We start from the raw sequence: 19,386 nt of genomic DNA, 5'->3' as shown, positions 1-19,386 counted from the left end.
ACCGAAGGCGGCCACCTTATCCCCAGAGCGCAACTGCCGCCAGCGCCCGCTGCTCTCTAACGACCTCTGTAGCCGCTGCCGCAGGCTGCGATAAGGTCCGGAGGACCTTCCAGACCTCAAGAGCGCGTCTGCTGCGCTGCCGATCGCAGTCTGCGGCAGCGGCCGCACTCTGGGAGTCAGTCACCGGCAGGCACATGAAAACGCCCCGGCAGGCGGGGCGTTTTCGGGTCAGAGCGAGGAGCGCACTCGCCACAGTTCGGGAAACAGCACGGTGTCGAGCATCTTGCGCAGGTAGCCCACGCCCTCGGTGCCGCCGGTGCCGGGCTGGAAGCCGATGATGCGCTCCACCGTGGTCACATGGCGAAAGCGCCACTGGCGGAAGGAGTCTTCCAGGTCGATGAACTTCTCCGCCAACTGGTACAGGTCCCAATAGGCCGAAGGGTTGGCGTAGACCTCGCGCCAGGCCGCTTCCACCGACGGGTCATGCTGAGTCGTGGTGGTGCTGTCCAGTGCCAGGCGCGCAGGGTCGATGCTCAAGCCGCTGCGGGCCATCAGGGCAATCGCCTCGTCATACATGGACGGGGTGGCAATCGACGCTTCCAGCGATTGCAACAGTTCGGGACGATGGGCATGGGGCCGCAGCAGGGCCGCGCTCTTGTTGCCGAGGATGAATTCGATCTCCCGATACTGGAACGACTGGAAGCCCGAGGACTGGCCCAGGTAAGGCCGGATCGACTTGTACTCGGACGGCGTCATGGTGGCCAGCACCGCCCAGGCGTGCACCAGTTGATCGAAAATCCGCGAAACCCGCGCCAGCATCTTGAACGCCGGCGGCAACTGGCCCTGGCGCACATGCTCGCGGGCCGCCTTGAGCTCGTGCAGCATCAGCTTCATCCACAGCTCCGAGGTCTGGTGCTGGATGATGAAGAGCATCTCGTTGTGGTCCGGCGACAGGGGGTGCTGGGCGCTGAGGATGCGCCCCAGGTCCAGGTAGTCGCCGTAGCTCATGGAGTCGGAAAAATTCAGCTCGGCGTTATGCCACTCAGCCGGCGGATTGCTTGAAAAGGGACATTGGCTCATCGCGTGGGCTCCTCGCCTCAGGCAGCGGTTGCCCATCGCTGGCTGCGCAGCCCGGATCGGGATGCACAACGGCGCGAAGGGTCAGCTGTGTATTTATTGTAGGAATGAATCGGCCAGGGGGCGCAGGATCGCCCGCACCGGACTGGCGTCCAGGTGAGCGAAGCGCAGTGGCAGGGCAATCAGTTCGTAGTCGCCTTCGGCAACCTCATCGAGAACCACGCCTTCGAGGATCGCCATGCCATGGCGGGCCACGGTGTTGTGGGCGTCCATGGTCTTGGACTGCTGGGGGTCGAGGGACGGGGTGTCGATGCCGATCAGGCGCACGCCGAGGCTGGCCAGCAGCTCGACAGTGGCTGGAGCTACGGCAGTAAAGTCCGGGTCCCAGGCACTCAGCGGAGCCTGTGGATAAGTACGCAGCAACACTCGCGCAGGCAAGTTTTCGAGGCGCCCGAGCAACGCCTCGGGCTGCACCAGAGCACCGCTGTCCAGGCAGTGCAGGACCCGGCACGGGCCCATGTAGACATCCAGCGGCACTTCACCGATGGGCAGGCCGTCCGGCCGGTAATGCAGGGGCGCATCGACATGGGCACCGGTGTGGGGCGACAGGGTCACCCGCCCGACATTCACCGGGCACTCGGGGCCGAACTGCCAGACGCGCTCCTCCTGGAACGGCGTATCTCCCGGCCAGGTCGGGGTTGCGGTACTCAACGGCGGGCTGATATCCCACCAGCGTGGTGTATTTTCCATTCGTGCGGCTCTTAGGTCACTCCGAGCTGAATGATACGAGCGAAACCGGTAAAGATTCTTGCGAAATAACTCGGGCAGCCGCGGATATTTCGCAATTACTGCTAACAAAGCCCTGTTTGCCGAATGAATCTTGCAACCGCCACGCCTCTTCCCGGCCCTGCGCCCCGCCACCTCGACTCGGGGCCGCGCTGCGCTTCTGGATACCCCGAGGTCGAGTACAGACAACCCCCTGCCCGCCAGGCGCTATAGGGTGCGGCTTCAGTTCTCTGCCTGCTAGGAGCACAGCATGTCCCAACCCATCACCGTTCTTCGCGACACTCATCCGCTGCCGGTGCTCGACGCCTGCAAGTGGGAAAAACTCCAGGGCGATCCGCACACCGTCAACCTCAACGCCTACACCAGCGAGGATGGCAGCAAGATCATGGGCACCTGGATCTGCACCCCGGGCAAATGGCGGGTGGCCTATGAAAAGTGGGAGTACTGCCATTTCCAGGAAGGCTACTGCGTGATCACCCCGGACGGCCGCGACCCCATCCACCTGCGCGCCGGCGATATCTTCGTGGTGGAGCCCGGGATGAAAGGCACCTGGGAAGTGGTGGAAACCGTGCGCAAGTACTTCGTCTTCGCCTGAGCCCTCCCTCGATACCGGGAGCCCGCGCCAGCCGGGCTCCCCTGGCCGTGTTGCGATTCAAGCCAGCGCCTTTTGCCAAATGTCTATATAATCACTGCCAAATGGCAAAAGGCAGGAGCAGCACTCATGGTCGCGCTGACAGGCACCGGCCTCGTTCCCAAGCGGCGAGGCAAACTGGTATTGAAAGAGCAGTCCTCGGACATCCTTCTGGGTGGCCGGGCACGCTTTGACGATCGTATCTCGATCTATCGCCTGACCGAGGAGGGCATCCCGCTGACGGCGATCATCAAGTTCGTCTCCTCGGTGCCCATGCTCAAGGACGAACAGGTCCTGGCCAAGATCATAGGCCTTTCCGAACGCACCCTGCACCGGCGCCTGAAAACCCCGGACGAGCCGCTGAACCCGGAACAGAGCGCCCGTGCGGTGCGCTTCGCCCAGGTGCTGGCCAAGGCCGAGGACATCTTCGGCAGCAGTGAAGAGGCCCAGGAGTGGATGGCCAAGCCGGTGATGGGCCTGGACGGCCACAAACCGGTGGACCTGCTGACCAACCCCATCGGTTTCGAACTGGTGGACGAGTTCCTCACCCGCCTGGAATACGGGGTCTATCAGTGATCAGTGTGCCGGGCAGCAGCACCCTTCACTTCTGGCGGCTGGACGCCGCCCGGCACGCCGACAGCTGGGACAGCGGCATTGGTGCCGAGCTGTGTGGCGGCCGCTGGAACTCCAAGGGCGTGAAGGCGGTGTACGCCAGCGCCGACCCGGCCACGGCGATTCTGGAAGTGGCGGTGCACAAGGGTTTTGCCGCCCTGGACAGCGTGCCCCATGTACTCACCGGCGCCCTGATCCAGGACCCGACCGCCATCTACCGGGTCGATGAAAACCGTATTCCCAACCCCAACTGGCTGGTGCCGGGGATTCCCAGCGCCGGCCAGCAGAAGTTCGCCGATCAGTTGCTGGCGGACCACCCTTTCGTGCTGGTGCCCTCGTCGGTTTCCCGGCACAGCTGGAATATCCTGATCAATCCGCTGCTGGCCAAGGGGCTGTACCAGGTGGTGATCCAGGAACGCTTCGGCCTCGACACCCGCCTCAACCCTCCCTCCGGCACCGTTGCCAGCCGGCCGAACTGATCCGGGCAAAAAAAAGCGGGAACCTGCCCGACGCAGGTTCCCGCAAATGCCCCGGCTGAAGGGGCTGCATTCAATGACGCGTGGAGCCGCTGCTGAGCCCGCGAAGCTGCGAAAAGGACCGAAGGGCCTTGCCTGGCGATACCCAGACAAACCTCTGCCGGGTTTGAGACCGCTGCGTCTCCTGCGGAGCCGTTCGCAGCCTGCGGCAGCGGCTACATCGCCCCTTGTAGCCGCTGCTGAGCCGCAGGGCCTTGTTTGACGATACCCAGAGAGACCACTGGCGGCGTCGAGATTGCCGCGCAAACCCGCCAGCGCCCCCTCCCTACAAGCGACGCCTTACTGCGGCTTGCGGTAGCTGTTGACGATGGCCGAGAAGTCCTTGCCACCTTCCCCACGCTGGCTCATGGCCTGGTACAGCTGCTGTGCCACGGCACCGAGCACCACCGGCTGGTGGGCCTGGCGCGCGGCTTCGGTGGCCAGCCCCAGGTCCTTGAGCATCAGCTCGGCACCAAAGCCTCCGGTGTAGCCGCGGGACGCCGGGGCGGTCTCAATCACGCCCGGCCACGGGTTGTAGGTGTCGGAACTCCAGCACCGGCCGGTGGAGCTGTTGATGATCCCCGCCAGCACTTGGGTGTCGATGCCCAGGGCATCCCCCAGGGCCATGGCTTCGCTGACGCCGATCATCGAAATCCCCAGCAGCAGGTTGTTGCAGATCTTGGCGATCTGCCCGGTACCCACTTCACCGCAGTGCACGATGTTGCGGCCCATCTGCGCCAGCACCGGTTGCAGGGTGGCGAACAGTTCGGCGCTGGCGCCGACCATGAAGGTCAGGGTCCCGGCCTGGGCGCCGCCGGTGCCACCGGATACCGGAGCATCGGCCATGGCCACGCCCTGCTTGGCGGCGGCTGCGGCCACTTCACGGGCGGTCTGTGGGTCGATGGTGCTGCAATCCACCGCCGGAACCCCGCGGCCAATACCCGCCAGCACCCCATCCTCGCCCAGCCAGACGCTGCGCACATGGGCCGCAGCGGGGAGCATGGTGATCACCAGTTCGGCGCCTTCGGCAGCTGCCTTGGGCGAAGCACTGATACGCCCGCCCAGTTGCGCCAGCTCTGCCAGCACGCTCTGGTTGAGATCGAACAGGTTCAACTGATGGCCGGCCTTGATCAGGTTGCGGGCCATGGGCGCGCCCATGTTGCCCAGGCCGATAAATGCAATGTTCATGTCAGGCTCCTCAACGCAGGCTGATGGTGGTGTTCACACCATCATTGACGCTGTCATCGTCGAACCAGCGGCTGGTGACGGTCTTGGTCTGAGTGTAGAACTGCACCACTTGCTTGCCGTAGGGGCCCAGGTCGCCGAGCTTGGAACCGCGGGAGCCGGTAAAGCTGAAGAATGGAACCGGCACCGGAATCGGGATGTTGATGCCCACCTGGCCGACGTCGATTTCGCTCTGGAACTTGCGCGCCGCCGCACCGCTCTGGGTGAACAGGCCGGTGCCGTTGCCGAAGGGGTTGGCGTTGACCAGGGCGATGGCCTGGTCCAGGGTATCCACCTCCAGCACCACCAGCACCGGGCCGAAGATTTCCTGGGTGTAGATCTGCATGTCGGTGGTCACCCCGGAGAACAGGGTCGGGCCGATGAAGTTGCCCTGCTCGTAGCCCGGAACCTTGATGTCGCGGCCATCGAGCTCCAGCTTGGCGCCTTCTTTCACGCCGCTTTCGATCAGCTCCAGAATCCGCGCCTTGGCACGCTTGGAGACCACCGGGCCGACATCGGTGCCCGGCTCGCTGCCGGCGTTGACCTTGAGTTTCTGCGCCAGGGCCTTGAGGTCCGGCAGCCATTGTTTCGCCGCCCCCACCAGCACCACCACCGAGGTGGCCATGCAACGCTGGCCGGCAGCGCCGAAGCCGGCGCCCACCAGGGCATTGAGGGTCTGTTCGCGGTTGGCGTCGGGCAGCACCACGGCGTGGTTCTTGGCGCCCATCATCGATTGCACGCGCTTGCCGTGCTTGCCCGCCAGGTCATAGACGTGGGTGCCGACCGCGGTCGAACCGACGAAGGACACCGCCTTGATGTCCTTGTGGGTGCACAGCGCATCCACCACGTCCTTGCCGCCGTGCACCACGTTGAGCACACCGGCCGGCACCCCGGCTTCCACCGCCAGCTCCACCAGCAGCATGGTTGACAGCGGGTCCTGCTCGGAAGGCTTGAGGACGAAGGTGTTGCCGCAGGCGATGGCCATCGGGAACATCCACAGCGGAATCATTGCCGGGAAATTGAACGGGGTGATCCCGGCGCACACGCCGATCGGCTGGCGCAGGGTGTAAGTGTCCACGCCGCCGGCGACGTTTTCGGCGAATTCGCCCATCTGCAGAGTGCCGATGGAGCAGGCATGCTCCACCACTTCCAGGCCGCGGAAGATGTCGCCCTCGGCGTCGGCGATGGTCTTGCCCTGCTCGGCGCTGAGGACCACGGCAATGCGTTTGGAGTGCTCGCGGATCAGGGCCTGGAGCTTGAGCATGATGCGCATCCGCGCGCCGATCGGGGTCAGTTTCCAGGTCTGGAAGGCGCGCTGGGCAGCGGCGATCGCGGCGTCGACTTCAGCGGCAGTGGCAAAGGGCACCTTGGCCAGCACTTCCTGGGTCGCCGGGTTGACGATATCGTGCCATTCCTGGCTCTGGGACTGGACCCATTCACCGTCGATCAGCAGTTTGACCTGTTGCAGGGTGGTGCCGTCGGGCTTGAGGGATGCGTTCATGGGGTCTCCTGACTTCTTGAGTTCTTATGCAGGGAAACCAAGGCGGGCAAGCGCCTTGAAAGAGGGGCTGTCGCGAGTTGGTATCGGACGGTTTTTGGAGTATAGATGTGCAAACTTCTAATAAGAACGCACATAAAAACCGGTCCATCATGCAAAAAAACATCACCTCGCTAAGCACCCTGAACTGGGACGACCTGAAGTTTTTCCTCGAAGTGGCGCGCACCCGCAAGGCCAGCAGCGCGGCCAAGCGCCTGGCGGTGGACTACACCACGGTATCGCGGCGCATCGGGTCCCTGGAAACCGCCCTGGGCACCTTGCTGTTCGAAAAGTCCCGCACCAACGGCTTTGTCCTCACCGCCGAGGGCCAGCGCCTGCTGGGTTATGCGGAGTCCATCGAAAGCACCCTGCACATGGCGTGCGAGCAGGTCTCGGGCTCCGGAGTGGCGTTGTCCGGCCATGTGCGCATGGGCTGCACCGAAGGCTTCGGCACCTTCTTCATCACCCCGCAACTCAGCCACTTCCTCGACGCCTACCCGGCAATCTCGGTGGATATCCTGCCGCTGCCGCACTTCATCAGCCTGTCCAAGCGCGAGGCGGATATCGTCATCGCCCTGGAACGCCCGGAGCACGGCCCCTATGTGTGCTGCAAGCTGTGCGACTACCGCCTGCAGCTGTACGCCACCCAGGAATACCTCGACCGCCACCCGCCGATCCGCCGCCCCGGCGACCTGGGCGAGCATCAATTCATCAGTTATGTGGATGACCTGGCCTTCAGTTCCGAGCTGCTGTACCTGGCCAATGTGGTGCCCGGGGCCAGCGCCAACCTGCGCAGCACCAGCGTGATTGCCCAGTACGTGGCAGCGCAGCAGGGCCGCTCGCTGGCGATCCTGCCGTGCTTCCTGGCGGCCCAGGACCCGCGCCTGCTACCAGTGCTGCCCAAGGAAATCAACCTGACCCGGCAATTCTGGATGTACTGCCGGGAGGATCTCAGGAAGTTGAAGCGCATCACCCTGTTATGGGATTACATCCGCGAGGTGACCGAGCAGAATCGGCCGCTGCTCATGGGCGAGAGTCGCAGCATGCGCTTCGCCGCCCCCTGACCCTTAGCAGCCGCAACCCGGCAGGTCGTCGATCAGTCGGCGATCACCACGATCGACACCCGACGGTTCTCGGTACGCCCGGCCACGGTGCTGTTGGAGGCCACCGGCTCGCTGCTGCCCAGGCCGCGCAGCTGGATGTTTTCTTCACGCATGCCAACCTGGGTCAACACCTTGACCACGCTCTTGGCCCGGCGCACGGACAGTTGCACGTTGTAGGCCTCCTTGCCCGACGCGTCGGTGTGACCGTCGACCCGGACCTTCTGGATATCGACGCTGAGCAGCGCCTTGCCGATGCGCTGGACGATCTCGGTGCTGGCCTGGTTCAGGGTTTCCACATCGCTGCCAAACAGCACCTTGCCCGACAGGCCAAAGGCCCAGCCTTCATCCGTCAGTTCGAAGCCCTCCTGTTTCAGTACCGCGATCTGTTTCGGGGTCAGACCTTTGGGCGGCACGCTCTGACAGCCGGCCAGGGCCAGCAGGGCCATGAACACCAGAGTGCTGAACAGTCGAACCGAACGTTGCGTCATCGAGAACAAGGGAATTAGCTCCTGTTTTGAACCTGAACGATAGGGGGCTCCGCCCCCACTGTGTGTTGCCCGCCTCGCGAACCGCGCTTGGCTTGGTACATGGCCGCGTCGGCGGCATTCAACAGACTGCCCGGTGTCGCACCATGATCCGGGTACACGGCAATACCGATACTCAGCGATGTCAGGATCGACAGGCTGCCGGGCAGTTGAATCGGTACTTCCATGCTGCTGATGATCTTGTCGGCGATGCGCTGGGCATCCTCGACCCGGTGCAGCGGGGTCAGCAGCACGGCAAATTCGTCCCCGCCCAGGCGCGCCACCAGGTCGTCCTCGCGCAACTGCGCGCGAATCCGCGTGGCCACAGCCACCAGCACCGCATCGCCGGCGGCGTGGCCGAAGTTATCGTTGATCTCCTTGAACCGGTCGCTGTCGAGAAACAGCACCGCCATGCGCTCGTTGAGCTTGTTGGCGCTGCGCAGGGCACGGATCAGCCGGCCTTCGAAGAACGCCCGGTTGGGCAGGCCGGTCAGGCTGTCGTGGCTGGCCTGGTGGGCCAGGGTTTCATTCTCGCTTTGCAGATGGGTCTGCCAGGCTTCCAGCTCATCGAGCAGGGCGTTGAAGTCGTTGCCCAGGTTGTCCAGTTCGGCGATTTCCGCAGGCGGCACCCGCTGATCGAAGGCCCGTTCGCGCCGGGCCGCGTGCGCCACATCGGCGAGGCTGCGCAACGGCCCGGTGATGCCCCGCAGCTGGCGGCGCGCCAGGTACAGCGCCAACCAGGCGCTGAGGGCGATGCACAGCACGATGCCCACCAGGCCACTGAGGAGAAACCGCAACAGGCTGCCGCCATGGCCGGTGACATTGATGGTGCCGATTTCCCGCCCCTGGTGCAGGATCGGCAGGCTGATGGGCTTTTCCAGAAAGGCGCTGGCGACGTGCATTTCCAGGTTGGTCAGAAAGCCGCTTTCCGGGCGCTGCCAGCTGGCCAGCAACTGGCCCTGGCTGTCATACACCTTGGCGTCGGCCACCTCTTCGGTGGAGGCGATCAGGGCCAGGGCCTCGGTGGCCACCACACTGTCGTTGAACACCACTGCAGCTTCCACGGTGTAGCTGATGGAGCGGGCGATCAGGTGCAGGTTGTGATCGGCGTACACGCGCAGGGCCAACACCCCGAGAAAGGTCAGGGACAGGCTGGCCATGGAGATCGCCAGCAGAGCGACGATCAGGTGGCCGCGACCGATGACCGACCGCAGTGTAGGGCGGGCGTTGGGCTTGAACAGTTTCATGGGGCCGCCGGACGACGACGGGAAAGCTGCAGCACGCTGGGATGAATCTTCACCCCACTGCGCGCCACGGAATCCAGGTTGACCTCGAACGACACCTGGCTGTCGCCGACCCGCAGGCAGAACAGGCTGCCCACGGTGCACTGGTCGCCCCCCTCGCTGATGCTCAGCACCGGTTGCCCGATCAGCGAGTTGAACAGGCGGGTACGCTCATCATTGGACAATTTGCCGACATAGACCGAATCGCACTCACTGGCCAACGACGGGTTGTTGGCCAGCAGACGCCGCACCAGCACCGGGCGGCCGGTGGCCTGGGTCGCGCCCTTGAGCAGGTCATCGGTGTATTCGGTGGGGCCAACCACGCACAGACGCAGTTGCGCAGGCTCCACGGGCCAGCGAGCGTAGCTGAGAATGCCCAGCACCACTTGGGTTACAGCCTTGGCCCGTTGCTCGGCCAGGCTCGCGGACGCCGGTGGCTCCGACTGCGCGATGGCCAACAGGCTGAACAGGCAGAGAATGGTCGACAGCACACACTGTCTCCACCCCAAAATGCGCTCTGTCCTCAAGACAGCCACGTCCATGCAGGGATTCTCTTTGATTTTCACGGAAATGATGCCGCAACGATAGCACAGCCCGGGAAAATGCAGCGAGACCAGCGCCCGAGCACGATGCCTGAGAAAAGCCGGAAACATGGGCGTCAGTCCAACTCCAGCATCAACCCGCTCAGACGCTTGACCTTGCGCCGAACAGCCTCTTCGAACACTCCGGCACGGGGCTCGATCAGGCTGAACCAGTCCTTGGCCCGGGTGATACCGGTGTAGATCAGCTCCTTGGTCAGCACCGGGTTCAGGGCGTCGGGCAGGATCAACGCGGTGTGGGCGAACTCCGAGCCCTGGGACTTATGCACAGTCATGGCGTAAACGGTTTCCACGTCATTGAGCCGGCTTGGCAGCACCAACCGCACCCCGCCCTGGCCATCGTTGCGCGGAAAGGCGACGCGCAGCACCTGACGCCCCGCCTCCGAGCCTTCTTGCTCCGGCAGTTTCAGGGCGATGCCGATATCACCGTTCATCAGGCCCAGGCCGTAATCGTTGCGGGTCATCAGCACCGGGCGGCCCTCGTACCATTGCTGGTCGCTGTCGATCAGCCGGGCCTTGAACAGCGCCTGGGTGATCCGCAGGTTCAGGCCTTCGACACCCCAGGGGCCCTTGCGCACCGCGCACAGCAATTGGAAGCGATCAAAGGCCTGCAGAACATGGCGCGCCCAGTCGGTCCAGCGCCGATCCTCCAGAGGCGTACCCGGCGGCGGGCGCTGGCTGCGCAGTACATTCAGGTAGTGGCGGTAGCCTTGCGGCCCCTCGCCATGGCCCTCCAGCAGCAGCCGCTCCAGGGCCCGATCCTGCTCGCCCTTGAGGCTCAGGCCATACAGGTCGGCATGGCTGCGAGCCGCCAGCAGGCGCCGGGCTTCATCGGCCTGCTGCTGGTTGACCCAACGCGCCAGCTGGCCGATGCCGCTGCCTTCGCCGAAACGCCGGGAATGGCGCAGCATCACCACCTGCTGCGCCAGGGGATGCTGGTGGGCGCTGTCTTCCTGCAGGCCGCTGGCTCCCAGGTTCTCGCCACTGACCGCTTCCAGCCAGGCCCGGGTCTGCGGGTTGTACCAACCGGCCTCGGCGTCACGGCACAGGTCGCCGAGCACGGCGCCGGCTTCCACCGAGGCCAGTTGGTCCTTGTCCCCCAGCAACACCAGGCGTGCATGGATGGGCAAGGCGTCCAGCAGGTTGGCCATCATTTCCAGGTCGATCATCGAGGCTTCGTCCACCACCAGGACATCCAGGGGCAAGCGGTTGCCGGCGTGATGGCGGAAATGCCGGGTGCCCGGGCGATTGCCCAGCAAGCGGTGCACGGTGGTCACCTCGCTGGGGATCATTTCCCGCACCTCATCGGGCACCGCCAGGGAACGCACCTGCAAGCTGATGGACTCGGTCAGGCGCGCCGCGGCCTTGCCGGTAGGCGCCGCCAGGCGAATGCGCAGCGGCTTGCGTGCTTCCACCGCCGGGCCCTGGAGCAAGGCCAGCAGGCGCACCACGGTGGTGGTCTTGCCGGTGCCGGGGCCGCCGGTGATGATGCTGAAGGCGCCCCGGGTGGCCAGGGCACAGGCGAGTTTCTGCCAGTCGACGGGCCCCGCCGCCTTGGCCGGGCCGAACAGCCCGTCGAGACGCGCCGCGAGGTTTTCCGGGGTGGCCTCGGCCAAGGCCAGGCGCTGGCGCAAGGCGTTGTCGATACGCCGCTCATAGGCCCAGTAGCGGCGCAGGTACAGGCGCTTGCCGGACAGCACCAGCGGCCGCTGCCGGGAAGACTCGGCATGATCCGCCGCCAGGGCCACCAGGCGGCTGCCGGCCAGGACCTTGCACCAGTGCGCCCCTTCAAGCCCCATCAACACCTGGGACGGCAGCGCCGGTGCGCCGTTTTGTGCGTCGCCTTCGGGCGGCAGCGACAGGGCGAAGTCCGGCTCCTTGAGGGTTTCGAACAGGTCCAGGCAGACATGCCCGTGCCCCAGCTGATGGCTGGTCAGGGCCGCGGCCATCAGTACCAGCGGATCACAGCCCGGGTCCAGCTCATGCAGGAAGCCGACAAAGGCCCGGTCCAGGGAACGCAGCCAGCCGCGCTCGACCCAGCGCTCAAGCAACAGCAGCAAGTCGTCGGCGCGGCTCAGGGGCGCCAGGTCGAAGGCCGGTTGCGGCGCCTGGTCCAGTGCATCGAACAGGTCCTGGGTCATAGCAACACTCCCTGCTCCCAGGCGGGCTCGGCCTTGGGTGGCTCGGGCTGGCCCTGGAACATGCGGTCCAGTTGCTCGATCAACTGTCGAGGCGGCCGGGCGAAGTAGGCCCCCTGGCTGGCGGCACGGGTGCCCCGCAGGAACAGGTACAGGGCGCCGCCCACATGGCGATCGTAGTCGTAGTCCGCCAGCCGGGCCTTCAATTGCCGGTGCAGGGCCAGCAGGTACAACACGTACTGCAGGTCGTAACGGTTGTCGAGAGTCGATTGTTCCATGGCCTGCTCGGTGTAGGCCGCGTCGTCCGCGCCCAGCCAGTTGGATTTGTAGTCGGCCACGTAATAGCGGCCCTGGTGCTCGAAGGTCAGGTCGATAAAGCCCTTGAACATGCCGTTGAGCAATACCGGCTCGGCCGTGACTCGGGGCGCGCCCTGATGGGTTTGCTGGCGTACCCGCTCATCGAGCTTGAGCACATCGACCTTGTGGCTGGCGAACCAGAACTCCATCTCGACCCGGTACTGGGTCAACTGCCCGAGCACCACCGGTGCCTGGCCCTCGCCCAGGGGCAAGGGCGCTTGCAGCAGGTGCTGCAGCCAGTCGCTCAGGGTCGGGATCCAGCCTTGCCAGCCGCGGCGATTGCAGCGCCGGGCCACGGCGTCCTCGATCGCCTCGGGGGCAGCGGCAAAACCCTCCTCCCCGGCCCACTCCAGCAGGCCATGAAGGAAGGTCCCGGGGTTCGGGCCGCGGGGGAAGCGGTGGATATCGCCGCCGCTGGCCAGGGTTTCCCGAGGAGCTTCGGGGTCCAGGCGTTCGTCGTCGAAGAGTTTCTGCGCCTGGGGGTTTTCCGGCGCCTCGGTGCTGCCCGCCCCCAGGATGTCGCTGATGCGCAGGGCACTGTAGGAGGCAATCCACCAGTTTTCCGCGGCGCGACGGCTGGGCGTCAGCGGCGCCAGCAGGGTGGCCTCGTTGCGCGGTGGCTGATAGCGCTGGTCATCGACGACGGGCAGCTCGGACACGCCAATCGCAGCGCAGCCCTGCTGCAGGTCCAGCAGCCAGCGCAACAAGGCGCTGGATTCGCCCAGGACATCGCCGCCGCCCAGCAGGTAACCCAGGGCCGAAAGGTGCAACACCGAGCTGCTGTGATTGCCCCGCTTGAGATCGGCCACCCCCAGCCAGCAGGCATGCTGGGCCCGGGTCAGGGCCACATAGAGCAGCCGCAGGTCTTCCGCCAGGCGCTCTTCATCGGCCAGGGCAATCAGCTCCGGGGTGGGCCGTAGGCTGACCTGGGGCTTGCCGGCAGCATCGTGGTAATGCAGCGGCAAGCGGCTGCCATCCACCGGCTTGGTGGAACAGATGAAGGGCAGGAACACCAAGGGGTATTCCAGGCCCTTGGACTTGTGGATGGTCACCACCTTGACCAGTTGCTCATCGCTTTCCAGGCGCAGGATCTGCTCCTCCCCTGCCTGCCCGGACAGCGCCAGGTGCTCGGCCAGATGGCGGATCAGGGCCTGCTCGCCGTCGAGTTCGGCGGCGCTTTGTTGCAGCAGCTCGGACAGGTGCAGAAGGTTGGTCAGCACCCGCTCGCCATCACTGCGGGCCATCAGCGCCTGGGGCAGCTGGAAGTCATGCAGCAGGCGCCGCAGCATCGGCAGCACGCCCTGGCTGCGCCAGATCGCCCGGTAGCCACGGAACTGCATGACCCGCGCTTCCCAGGCCAGTTCATCCTGGTTGAGCCGCTCCAGCTCCAGCAGCGGCAGGTTCAGGGTCAGGGACGCCAGGGCCGCGCGCAGCGGCCGCTCCACGTCCGGCTCGGCGCAAGCCTTGAGCCACACCAGCACATCCCGGGCTTCCTGGGCGGCGAACACCGAGTCCTTGTCCGACAGGTACACACTGCGCACCCCGCGGGCCGCCAGCTCGCCGCGCACGGCCTGGGCCTCCTTGCCATCGCGCACCAGGATCGCGATATCCGCCGGCAGCAAGCCTTTCAGCGCTTGCTGCTCACGGACAAACCCACTGCGCCCCTGCTGGCCGCCATTGAGCAGGCCGACAATCGCAGTGGCGCAAGCCGCCGCCTGATGCTGGCGATACTGGGCCCCGGACAGCGGCTGTTCCGAAGGCAATTGCCAGAAGTTAAGTGCCGGCACCGGCTGGCCGTCGACCAGCAGTTGCTCCTTGCGCCCCTGGGCGGCCACCGCCAGGAATGGCACCGGGTTCTCGCCATCCGCTTCGCGAAACAGGAAGGCTCCCTGTCCCTGCGGCCGCTGTTCGGCTTGCAGGAACACATGGTTGACCGCGCTGACCATGGCCTGGCTGGAGCGGAAGTTGGTGCCCAGGGTGTGCAGGCGCCCGCTGGTGGCCTGGCGTGCCCGCAGGTAGGTGTAGATATCGGCGCCACGGAAGGCGTAGATCGCCTGCTTGGGATCGCCGATCAGGAACAGGCCGGTCTCGGGGTCGTTGGCCTCGATCCGGTAGATGCTTTCGAAGATCCGGTACTGCACCGGGTCGGTGTCCTGGAATTCGTCGATCAGGGCCACCGGGAACTGCTCGCGGATCAGGGTCGCCAGGCGCTCGCCGCCATCGCTCTGCAGGGCGCTGTCCAGGCGCAGCAGCATGTCGTCGAAGCCCATCTCGGCGCGCCGCCGCTTCTCTTCTTCGAAACGTGCCCCCACCCATTGCGCGGCGTGTTGCAGGACCGCCGCATCCGGGCTGGGCAAGGCATCGAGGCTGGCCTTGAGCACGGCCATGGCGTCGAACCCGGGGTGATCGGGGGCCGCGCCTTTCCAGGCCTCGCTCATACCTTCGGGGGTCAGGCGGGTGAAGCCGGTGCCGATGTCCAGTTGCTCGACGGATTCGTCCTCGGCCCAGGCACTGATCTTTTCGAACCAGGGCTCGAAGAACCGGGCCTGCATCTTGCGCCCGTCGACGCTCTTGCTGGCCACGCCTTGCAGGCAGATCTCCCGCAGTTGCGCGGCCCACTCGCGCCAGGGCGCCTTGATCTGCACCAGGGCTTCACGACGTTCTTGCAGGCAGGCTTCGATCAACTCGCTCGGCGTCTGCTCGGGTGGGTCCCGACGCTCGTTGCCGAACATTGCCCGCACCCGGGGCATGAGTTCGGCCGGCCCGACCCAATGGCTGCGCACCCAGTTCAGGGCATCCCCCTGCATCGGGTAGCAGAACAGCCGCCAGTAATCGCGCAGAACCTGGCCCAGCAGGTCGCTGTGGTCGGTTTCCAGGGTCTGGGTGAACAGGCTGCCGCTGTCGAACGCATGTTCGCGCAACATGCGCTGGCACCAACTGTGGATGGTCGAGACCGCGGCCTCATCCATCCATTGCGCGGCGATGTCCAGGCGATTGGCACAGGCGGCCCACTGCTCGACGGGGTATTGCTCACGCAACTCGACGATCAGGCCATCAGGGGCGCTGGTTTCATCGCGAAAGAAGCGCGCGGCTTCCGCCAGGCGCGTGCGAATGCGCTCGCGCAATTCCTTGGTGGCGGCATCGGTAAAGGTCACCACCAGTATCTGCGGCGGCAGCAATTCACGCCCGAAACCCGCCGCCTCGCCGCCATGGCCCAGCACCAGGCGCAAGTAGAGCGCGGAGATGGTGAAAGTCTTGCCGGTACCGGCACTGGCCTCGATCAACTGGCTGCCGCGCAGAGGAAATGCCAGGGCCAGGGGAGCTTGTGCAGTCATGCGCCTGCCTCCTCGCCGAGCGCCGAACGCCAGGGAGCATTCAACAGGGGTCGATAAAGGGTCTCGGCCCAACCGCTGAAGGTTTCATCGGCGATCAGTGCGTTGTAGTCGGCGAATTGGCGGGCCAGGGCCGGGCTTTGCCGGCGTTCGCCCTCGCTGTTCTGGCCGTCGCCATCGTAGGTCTTGCGTGCAGCGGCCGCGGCTTTGTCCGGGTCGCTCTGGCCCAGCCAGGCGAAGGCGGTCTTGATCGCCACCGGCAGCGGCTGGCGCATGCCGGCCTGCCAGGCTTGCAGCAGGTTGCCGAGAATCTGCCGGGCCACCTCCTGCTCCAGCGGCGGCAACAACAGGCTGTCATCGCTGGCCACCAGCGCGGTGGTCAAGGAGTAGCCACTGGCGCAGGCCAGCAGATGATTGACCCAAGGCTTGATCAGCCGATGCCATTTACGGGTCTTGGTCGAGCCGATGCCGTTGGGGATGGCGCTCACAGCCAACAACCCGCCATCAGCTCGCTGGTGCAGGCTGCTGAGCCAACCTTCCAGGCGCACGCCTTGCAGTTCCAGGCTCACCGGCAGCGCACTGGTTACCGGGGTCGGCCACAGGTCGAGCAGTTGCCGATAACGCTGCAACAGGTCCGGCAGGGGCTCCAGCAGTTCGCGCTGCAGGCATTCGCCAAAACCGGCCATGGGCAACAGGCCACTGGCTTGCAGCCTCTGGGCCTGGGCCTGCAAGGCTTGCTCGGGCTGCCCAGCGTCGCCCAGCGCCGCTTCCAGCAGGCTGTCGCTGAGGCTGTAGCGCTGCAGGGCATCGAGCACGAAGGGCTCTTCATCGGCCAGCGGTGCTTCCATGGCTTCAAAGAACACCTTGAGCCTTTGGCTGAAGAAATGCCGCACCGGGTTGCGCAGGAAATCCTGCAACTGGGCAAGGCTCAGGGGCTCGTCCTGGACATAGGGTTCCAGGCGTTCGACTGCGCCCAGTTCCTCTCGGACCTGATGCAGCACTTGCCACTCCCGGGCGTAGCTGAAGAGCGTGTCGCTGTCGTGGAAATAGCGGGCACTGAAGGGTTGCAGGGGATGCTCCTGGGTCAGGGCCTCCAGCAGGGAGTCCTGCTCATCGGGCAGTCGCCAGCCGCTGGCCAGATGATCGCGCAACTGGCCGATCAGGACCGAGGCCGGGCGCTCGCTGTTGTCGCGAATGCTGCGGCCAACCCAACTGACATAAAGTTGGTAACGAGCCGAGAGCAGGGCTTCAAGCAGTAGGTAACGGTCGTCTTCGCGCCGTGATCGGTCGCCGGGGCGGTAGTCGCTGCCCATCAGGTCGAAGTCCAGAGGCGGCTGCGCCCTGGGGTAATCGCCATCGTTCATGCCCAGCAGGCACACCAGCTTGAAGGGAATGGCGCGCATCGGCATCAGGGTGCAGAAGTTCACCGCTCCGGCGAGGAAACGCTGGGACAGGCGCCCCTGGTCCAGGCCGGCCAGCCAGGCTTCGCGGACCACCGTCAGCGGCAACTGATCTTGCAGACCCACAGACTCGCAGGTTTCCAGCCAGGTTTCCCGCAGGTCGTCGAGCTGTCCCAGCAGGTAATCATCGTGCTCGGTGCTGGCAAGAAAGAACTGTTCCAACAGGTTGTGCAGGCGCTCGCCCCACTCCGCCGGAACCGCCGGCTGGGTGAGTTGCTGGTAGGCGATCTGCAGGGCGTCAAGAAGGGCGACCAGGGGACCGATCAGCGCCGCATCCAGGCCACCGATCTCGTCATAAGGTTCGATACCGTCACAGGCGTCGGAGCGGCCGACGGCATAGCCCAGGAGCATGCGCCGCAAGCCGAAACGCCAGCTGTTCTGCTCCAGTTCCGGGGGCAGCCCCAGTTCTGCGCGCTGCTCGGCATTCATTCCCCAGCGGATGCCGGCACCTTCAATCCAGCGGTGCAGGGTCGGCAGGTCGGCTTCGTCGACGCCAAAGCGCGCACGCAGGGCTGGAACGTCCAGCAGGTCGAGAATTTCACTGACCGGAAAACGACTGTCCGGCAGCTTCAATAGATGTTCGACGGCGATCAGCAACGGGTCACGGCCACGCTGGCCCTGGTCTGTGAGGGTAAAGGGAATGAAGCGCCGGTCATCCCGCTCCAGCTGGCCGAACACGGCGCGGATATGCGGGGCGTAGCTGTCGATGTCCGGGACCATGACGATCACATCCCGGGGCCGCAGGTCCGGCTCGGCACTGAAGCGCGCCAGGAGCTGATCGTGGAGGATTTCCACTTCTCGCTGGGCGCTGTGGGCAATGTGAAAACGGATCGATTGATCGTGCTGGATATCGACCTGCGGCCACAACTCACGAGTTTCATTCAGCGGGCGCAGTTCGAGAATGTCGTCCTGCAATTGCTGGAGCATGCTGGCCGGCTGGCTGTCACTGAACAGATCGATCCGGCCATCGCGAAAAGCGCTGCGATAGCTATTGGGATCGTCATAGCTGTCCAGCAGGTTGATGTAGTCACGGCCTTGCTTGCCCCAGGCGGCCAGCAGCGGGTGGGCGTGTTGGTGCAGGGTTTGCTGATCCAGGGCCAGGGGCATGCCGGCCTTGCGCGCCTGGCGTTTGTATTGGTGGCGCAGCAGGTCCTTGTCGGCAACGATATCGGCCCAATGATGGCGACAAGGGTTGTGCACACACAGCAGCACCTGACTGAAACGGGCCAACCCGGCCAGTGCCTCCAGGGCCTGGGCCGGCAGCGAAGAGATACCGAAAACGATCACTCGGGACGGCAAGCCCCTGGGCGCCACCTCCAGTTGGTTGATCCGCTCGATAAAGCGCTGGTGAACGCCTGCGCGACTCTGGGCCATCCCCTCGGTGCCGACATCCAACAGCAGCGCGCGCCATAGCTCGGCCTGCCAGCAGTTGGCAGGCGTCAGGGCCTTGGTTTCACCACGACCATTGCGCAGTTGGTGGCGGCCGGCAGCCCAATCCTCCAGCCAGTCGGCTCGATATACCTGGTATTGGTCGAACAGATCGGCCAGACGCTCGGCCAATTGATAGCGCTTGCGCAGGTCACTGTCGTGAGTCAGGAAGCGTTGCAGGGGTTCGAAATGCGGCTCATCGATCAACTCCGGCAACAGGCGCATCAGCCGCCAGGTCAGGGGAGCTTTATCCAGCAGGGATTTGGGCGGGATTTCGTCTCGCCCCAGGACCAGGCGGTACAACTGCCACATGAAACTGCCCGGCAATTGCACATCAATGGCAGCGGCAATACCGCAGCCACCGCCGTCATCCACTTCGGGGTCTTCGGCCAGGGCCAGTTTCAGCCATTGGGCGATACCGTTGCTCTGTACCAGGGCAATTTCATTTTCCAGGGGCGCCAGGGGATAACGCCGCATCCAGCTGACCACCAGGCTGCGCAACTCGTCCAGGCGGTTACCGTGAACCACCATGAAACCAGGGTTGAGGGACGAGGCGTCCGGCATAAAGGCTTCCTTGGAGAATGCAAAAAGCTAGGGCGGAACCTTAGCACTGTCACCGGGCAGTGGCAGCCAGGTCGAGCAAACAGTGACAGAGAAAGCGTCGGGCTTTTATGTCGCGCAAAAACAAAACCCCAACTGCATATGCAGTTGGGGTTTCGGAATTTAATCTTGACGATGACCTACTCTCACATGGGGAAACCCCACACTACCATCGGCGAT

Annotated in this window: 14 protein-coding genes; 4 read left to right on the top strand and 10 right to left on the bottom strand. The window is 64.9% G+C overall.

Annotated features, from left to right (window positions below; all coding sequences use genetic code 11):
* Positions 1–228: 228 nt before the first annotated feature.
* Positions 229–1,080, bottom strand: a complete 852-nt coding sequence (gene kynA / locus AC07R1_RS25140; protein ID WP_011059117.1) for a tryptophan 2,3-dioxygenase — start codon at positions 1,078–1,080, stop codon at positions 229–231.
* A gap of 93 nt (positions 1,081–1,173) precedes the next feature.
* Complete coding sequence (kynB, locus tag AC07R1_RS25135) at positions 1,174–1,827, bottom strand: arylformamidase (protein WP_015634049.1); 654 nt, start codon at positions 1,825–1,827, stop codon at positions 1,174–1,176.
* Between the two features lie 286 nt (positions 1,828–2,113).
* Here kynB and AC07R1_RS25130 point away from each other — a divergent pair, with 286 nt between their 5' ends.
* The 3 genes from AC07R1_RS25130 to AC07R1_RS25120 all read left to right on the top strand — a co-directional run bounded on the left by AC07R1_RS25130 (position 2,114) and on the right by AC07R1_RS25120 (position 3,585).
* Entirely contained in the window at positions 2,114–2,458 is a 345-nt protein-coding gene (locus AC07R1_RS25130; RefSeq protein WP_011059115.1) for a cupin domain-containing protein, read from the top strand.
* Between the two features lie 126 nt (positions 2,459–2,584).
* The gene (locus AC07R1_RS25125) at positions 2,585–3,070 is read left to right on the top strand and encodes an Xre family toxin-antitoxin system antitoxin (RefSeq protein ID WP_015634047.1); all 486 of its coding nucleotides are present in this window, start codon (positions 2,585–2,587) and stop codon (positions 3,068–3,070) included.
* Positions 3,067–3,585 (top strand): RES family NAD+ phosphorylase, encoded by a 519-nt coding sequence (locus AC07R1_RS25120; RefSeq protein WP_011059113.1) that lies wholly within the window; start codon positions 3,067–3,069, stop codon positions 3,583–3,585. Before AC07R1_RS25125 ends, AC07R1_RS25120 begins: the two co-directional genes overlap by 4 nt.
* A 336-nt stretch (positions 3,586–3,921) precedes the next feature.
* Here AC07R1_RS25120 and mmsB read toward each other — a convergent pair whose 3' ends face one another.
* Together mmsB and AC07R1_RS25110 are read right to left on the bottom strand one after the other, a co-directional pair.
* Positions 3,922–4,809: a 3-hydroxyisobutyrate dehydrogenase gene (mmsB, locus tag AC07R1_RS25115; protein ID WP_053156260.1), complete on the bottom strand. Its 888-nt coding sequence runs from the start codon at positions 4,807–4,809 to the stop codon at positions 3,922–3,924.
* A 10-nt stretch (positions 4,810–4,819) separates the two neighbouring features.
* On the bottom strand, positions 4,820–6,346 hold the full coding sequence (locus AC07R1_RS25110; protein WP_019096001.1) for a CoA-acylating methylmalonate-semialdehyde dehydrogenase: 1,527 nt from the start codon (positions 6,344–6,346) through the stop codon (positions 4,820–4,822).
* 149 nt (positions 6,347–6,495) lie between these two features.
* Between AC07R1_RS25110 and AC07R1_RS25105 the strand changes: the two genes are divergently transcribed.
* Positions 6,496–7,446, top strand: coding sequence for a LysR family transcriptional regulator (locus tag AC07R1_RS25105; protein ID WP_011059110.1), 951 nt, complete (start codon positions 6,496–6,498; stop codon positions 7,444–7,446).
* Between the two features lie 32 nt (positions 7,447–7,478).
* On the opposite strand, the gene yfiB is transcribed toward AC07R1_RS25105, so the two are convergent.
* The 6 genes from yfiB to recC form a co-directional block, all read right to left on the bottom strand.
* The gene (gene yfiB, locus AC07R1_RS25100; RefSeq protein ID WP_015634043.1) at positions 7,479–7,973 is read right to left on the bottom strand and encodes an outer membrane lipoprotein YfiB; all 495 of its coding nucleotides are present in this window, start codon (positions 7,971–7,973) and stop codon (positions 7,479–7,481) included.
* 14 nt (positions 7,974–7,987) lie between these two features.
* Positions 7,988–9,256, bottom strand: coding sequence for a diguanylate cyclase DgcN/YfiN (gene dgcN, locus AC07R1_RS25095; protein WP_011059108.1), 1,269 nt, complete (start codon positions 9,254–9,256; stop codon positions 7,988–7,990).
* A complete protein-coding gene (gene yfiR / locus AC07R1_RS25090; protein ID WP_026020227.1) occupies positions 9,253–9,834 on the bottom strand; it encodes a regulatory sequestration protein YfiR in 582 nt (193 codons plus the stop codon). Before yfiR ends, dgcN begins: the two co-directional genes overlap by 4 nt.
* 116 nt (positions 9,835–9,950) lie before the next feature.
* Positions 9,951–12,032, bottom strand: a complete 2,082-nt coding sequence (gene recD / locus AC07R1_RS25085; protein ID WP_123430034.1) for an exodeoxyribonuclease V subunit alpha — start codon at positions 12,030–12,032, stop codon at positions 9,951–9,953.
* A complete protein-coding gene (gene recB, locus AC07R1_RS25080; protein ID WP_495111041.1) occupies positions 12,029–15,721 on the bottom strand; it encodes an exodeoxyribonuclease V subunit beta in 3,693 nt (1,230 codons plus the stop codon). The genes recD and recB overlap by 4 nt, the downstream gene beginning before the upstream one ends.
* Positions 15,718–19,170, bottom strand: a complete 3,453-nt coding sequence (gene recC, locus AC07R1_RS25075) for an exodeoxyribonuclease V subunit gamma (protein ID WP_495111040.1) — start codon at positions 19,168–19,170, stop codon at positions 15,718–15,720. The genes recB and recC overlap by 4 nt, the downstream gene beginning before the upstream one ends.
* Positions 19,171–19,386: the final 216 nt, after the last annotated feature.

Source organism: Pseudomonas sp. GW821-FHT07F01, from assembly GCF_059418825.1.
Note: the sequence above shows the minus strand (reverse complement) of the source record. Positions and strands in the feature narration are given on the sequence as shown.

Coding starts and splice junctions, on each gene's coding strand:
- dgcN (WP_011059108.1), bottom strand. CDS start 9,256: ATGAAACTGTTCAAGCCCAACGCCCGCCCTACACTGCGGTCGGTCATC.
- AC07R1_RS25125 (WP_015634047.1), top strand. CDS start 2,585: ATGGTCGCGCTGACAGGCACCGGCCTCGTTCCCAAGCGGCGAGGCAAA.
- recB (WP_495111041.1), bottom strand. CDS start 15,721: ATGACTGCACAAGCTCCCCTGGCCCTGGCATTTCCTCTGCGCGGCAGC.
- yfiB (WP_015634043.1), bottom strand. CDS start 7,973: ATGACGCAACGTTCGGTTCGACTGTTCAGCACTCTGGTGTTCATGGCC.
- AC07R1_RS25110 (WP_019096001.1), bottom strand. CDS start 6,346: ATGAACGCATCCCTCAAGCCCGACGGCACCACCCTGCAACAGGTCAAA.
- AC07R1_RS25130 (WP_011059115.1), top strand. CDS start 2,114: ATGTCCCAACCCATCACCGTTCTTCGCGACACTCATCCGCTGCCGGTG.
- mmsB (WP_053156260.1), bottom strand. CDS start 4,809: ATGAACATTGCATTTATCGGCCTGGGCAACATGGGCGCGCCCATGGCC.
- AC07R1_RS25105 (WP_011059110.1), top strand. CDS start 6,496: ATGCAAAAAAACATCACCTCGCTAAGCACCCTGAACTGGGACGACCTG.
- kynB (WP_015634049.1), bottom strand. CDS start 1,827: ATGGAAAATACACCACGCTGGTGGGATATCAGCCCGCCGTTGAGTACC.
- recC (WP_495111040.1), bottom strand. CDS start 19,170: ATGCCGGACGCCTCGTCCCTCAACCCTGGTTTCATGGTGGTTCACGGT.
- recD (WP_123430034.1), bottom strand. CDS start 12,032: ATGACCCAGGACCTGTTCGATGCACTGGACCAGGCGCCGCAACCGGCC.
- kynA (WP_011059117.1), bottom strand. CDS start 1,080: ATGAGCCAATGTCCCTTTTCAAGCAATCCGCCGGCTGAGTGGCATAAC.
- yfiR (WP_026020227.1), bottom strand. CDS start 9,834: ATGGACGTGGCTGTCTTGAGGACAGAGCGCATTTTGGGGTGGAGACAG.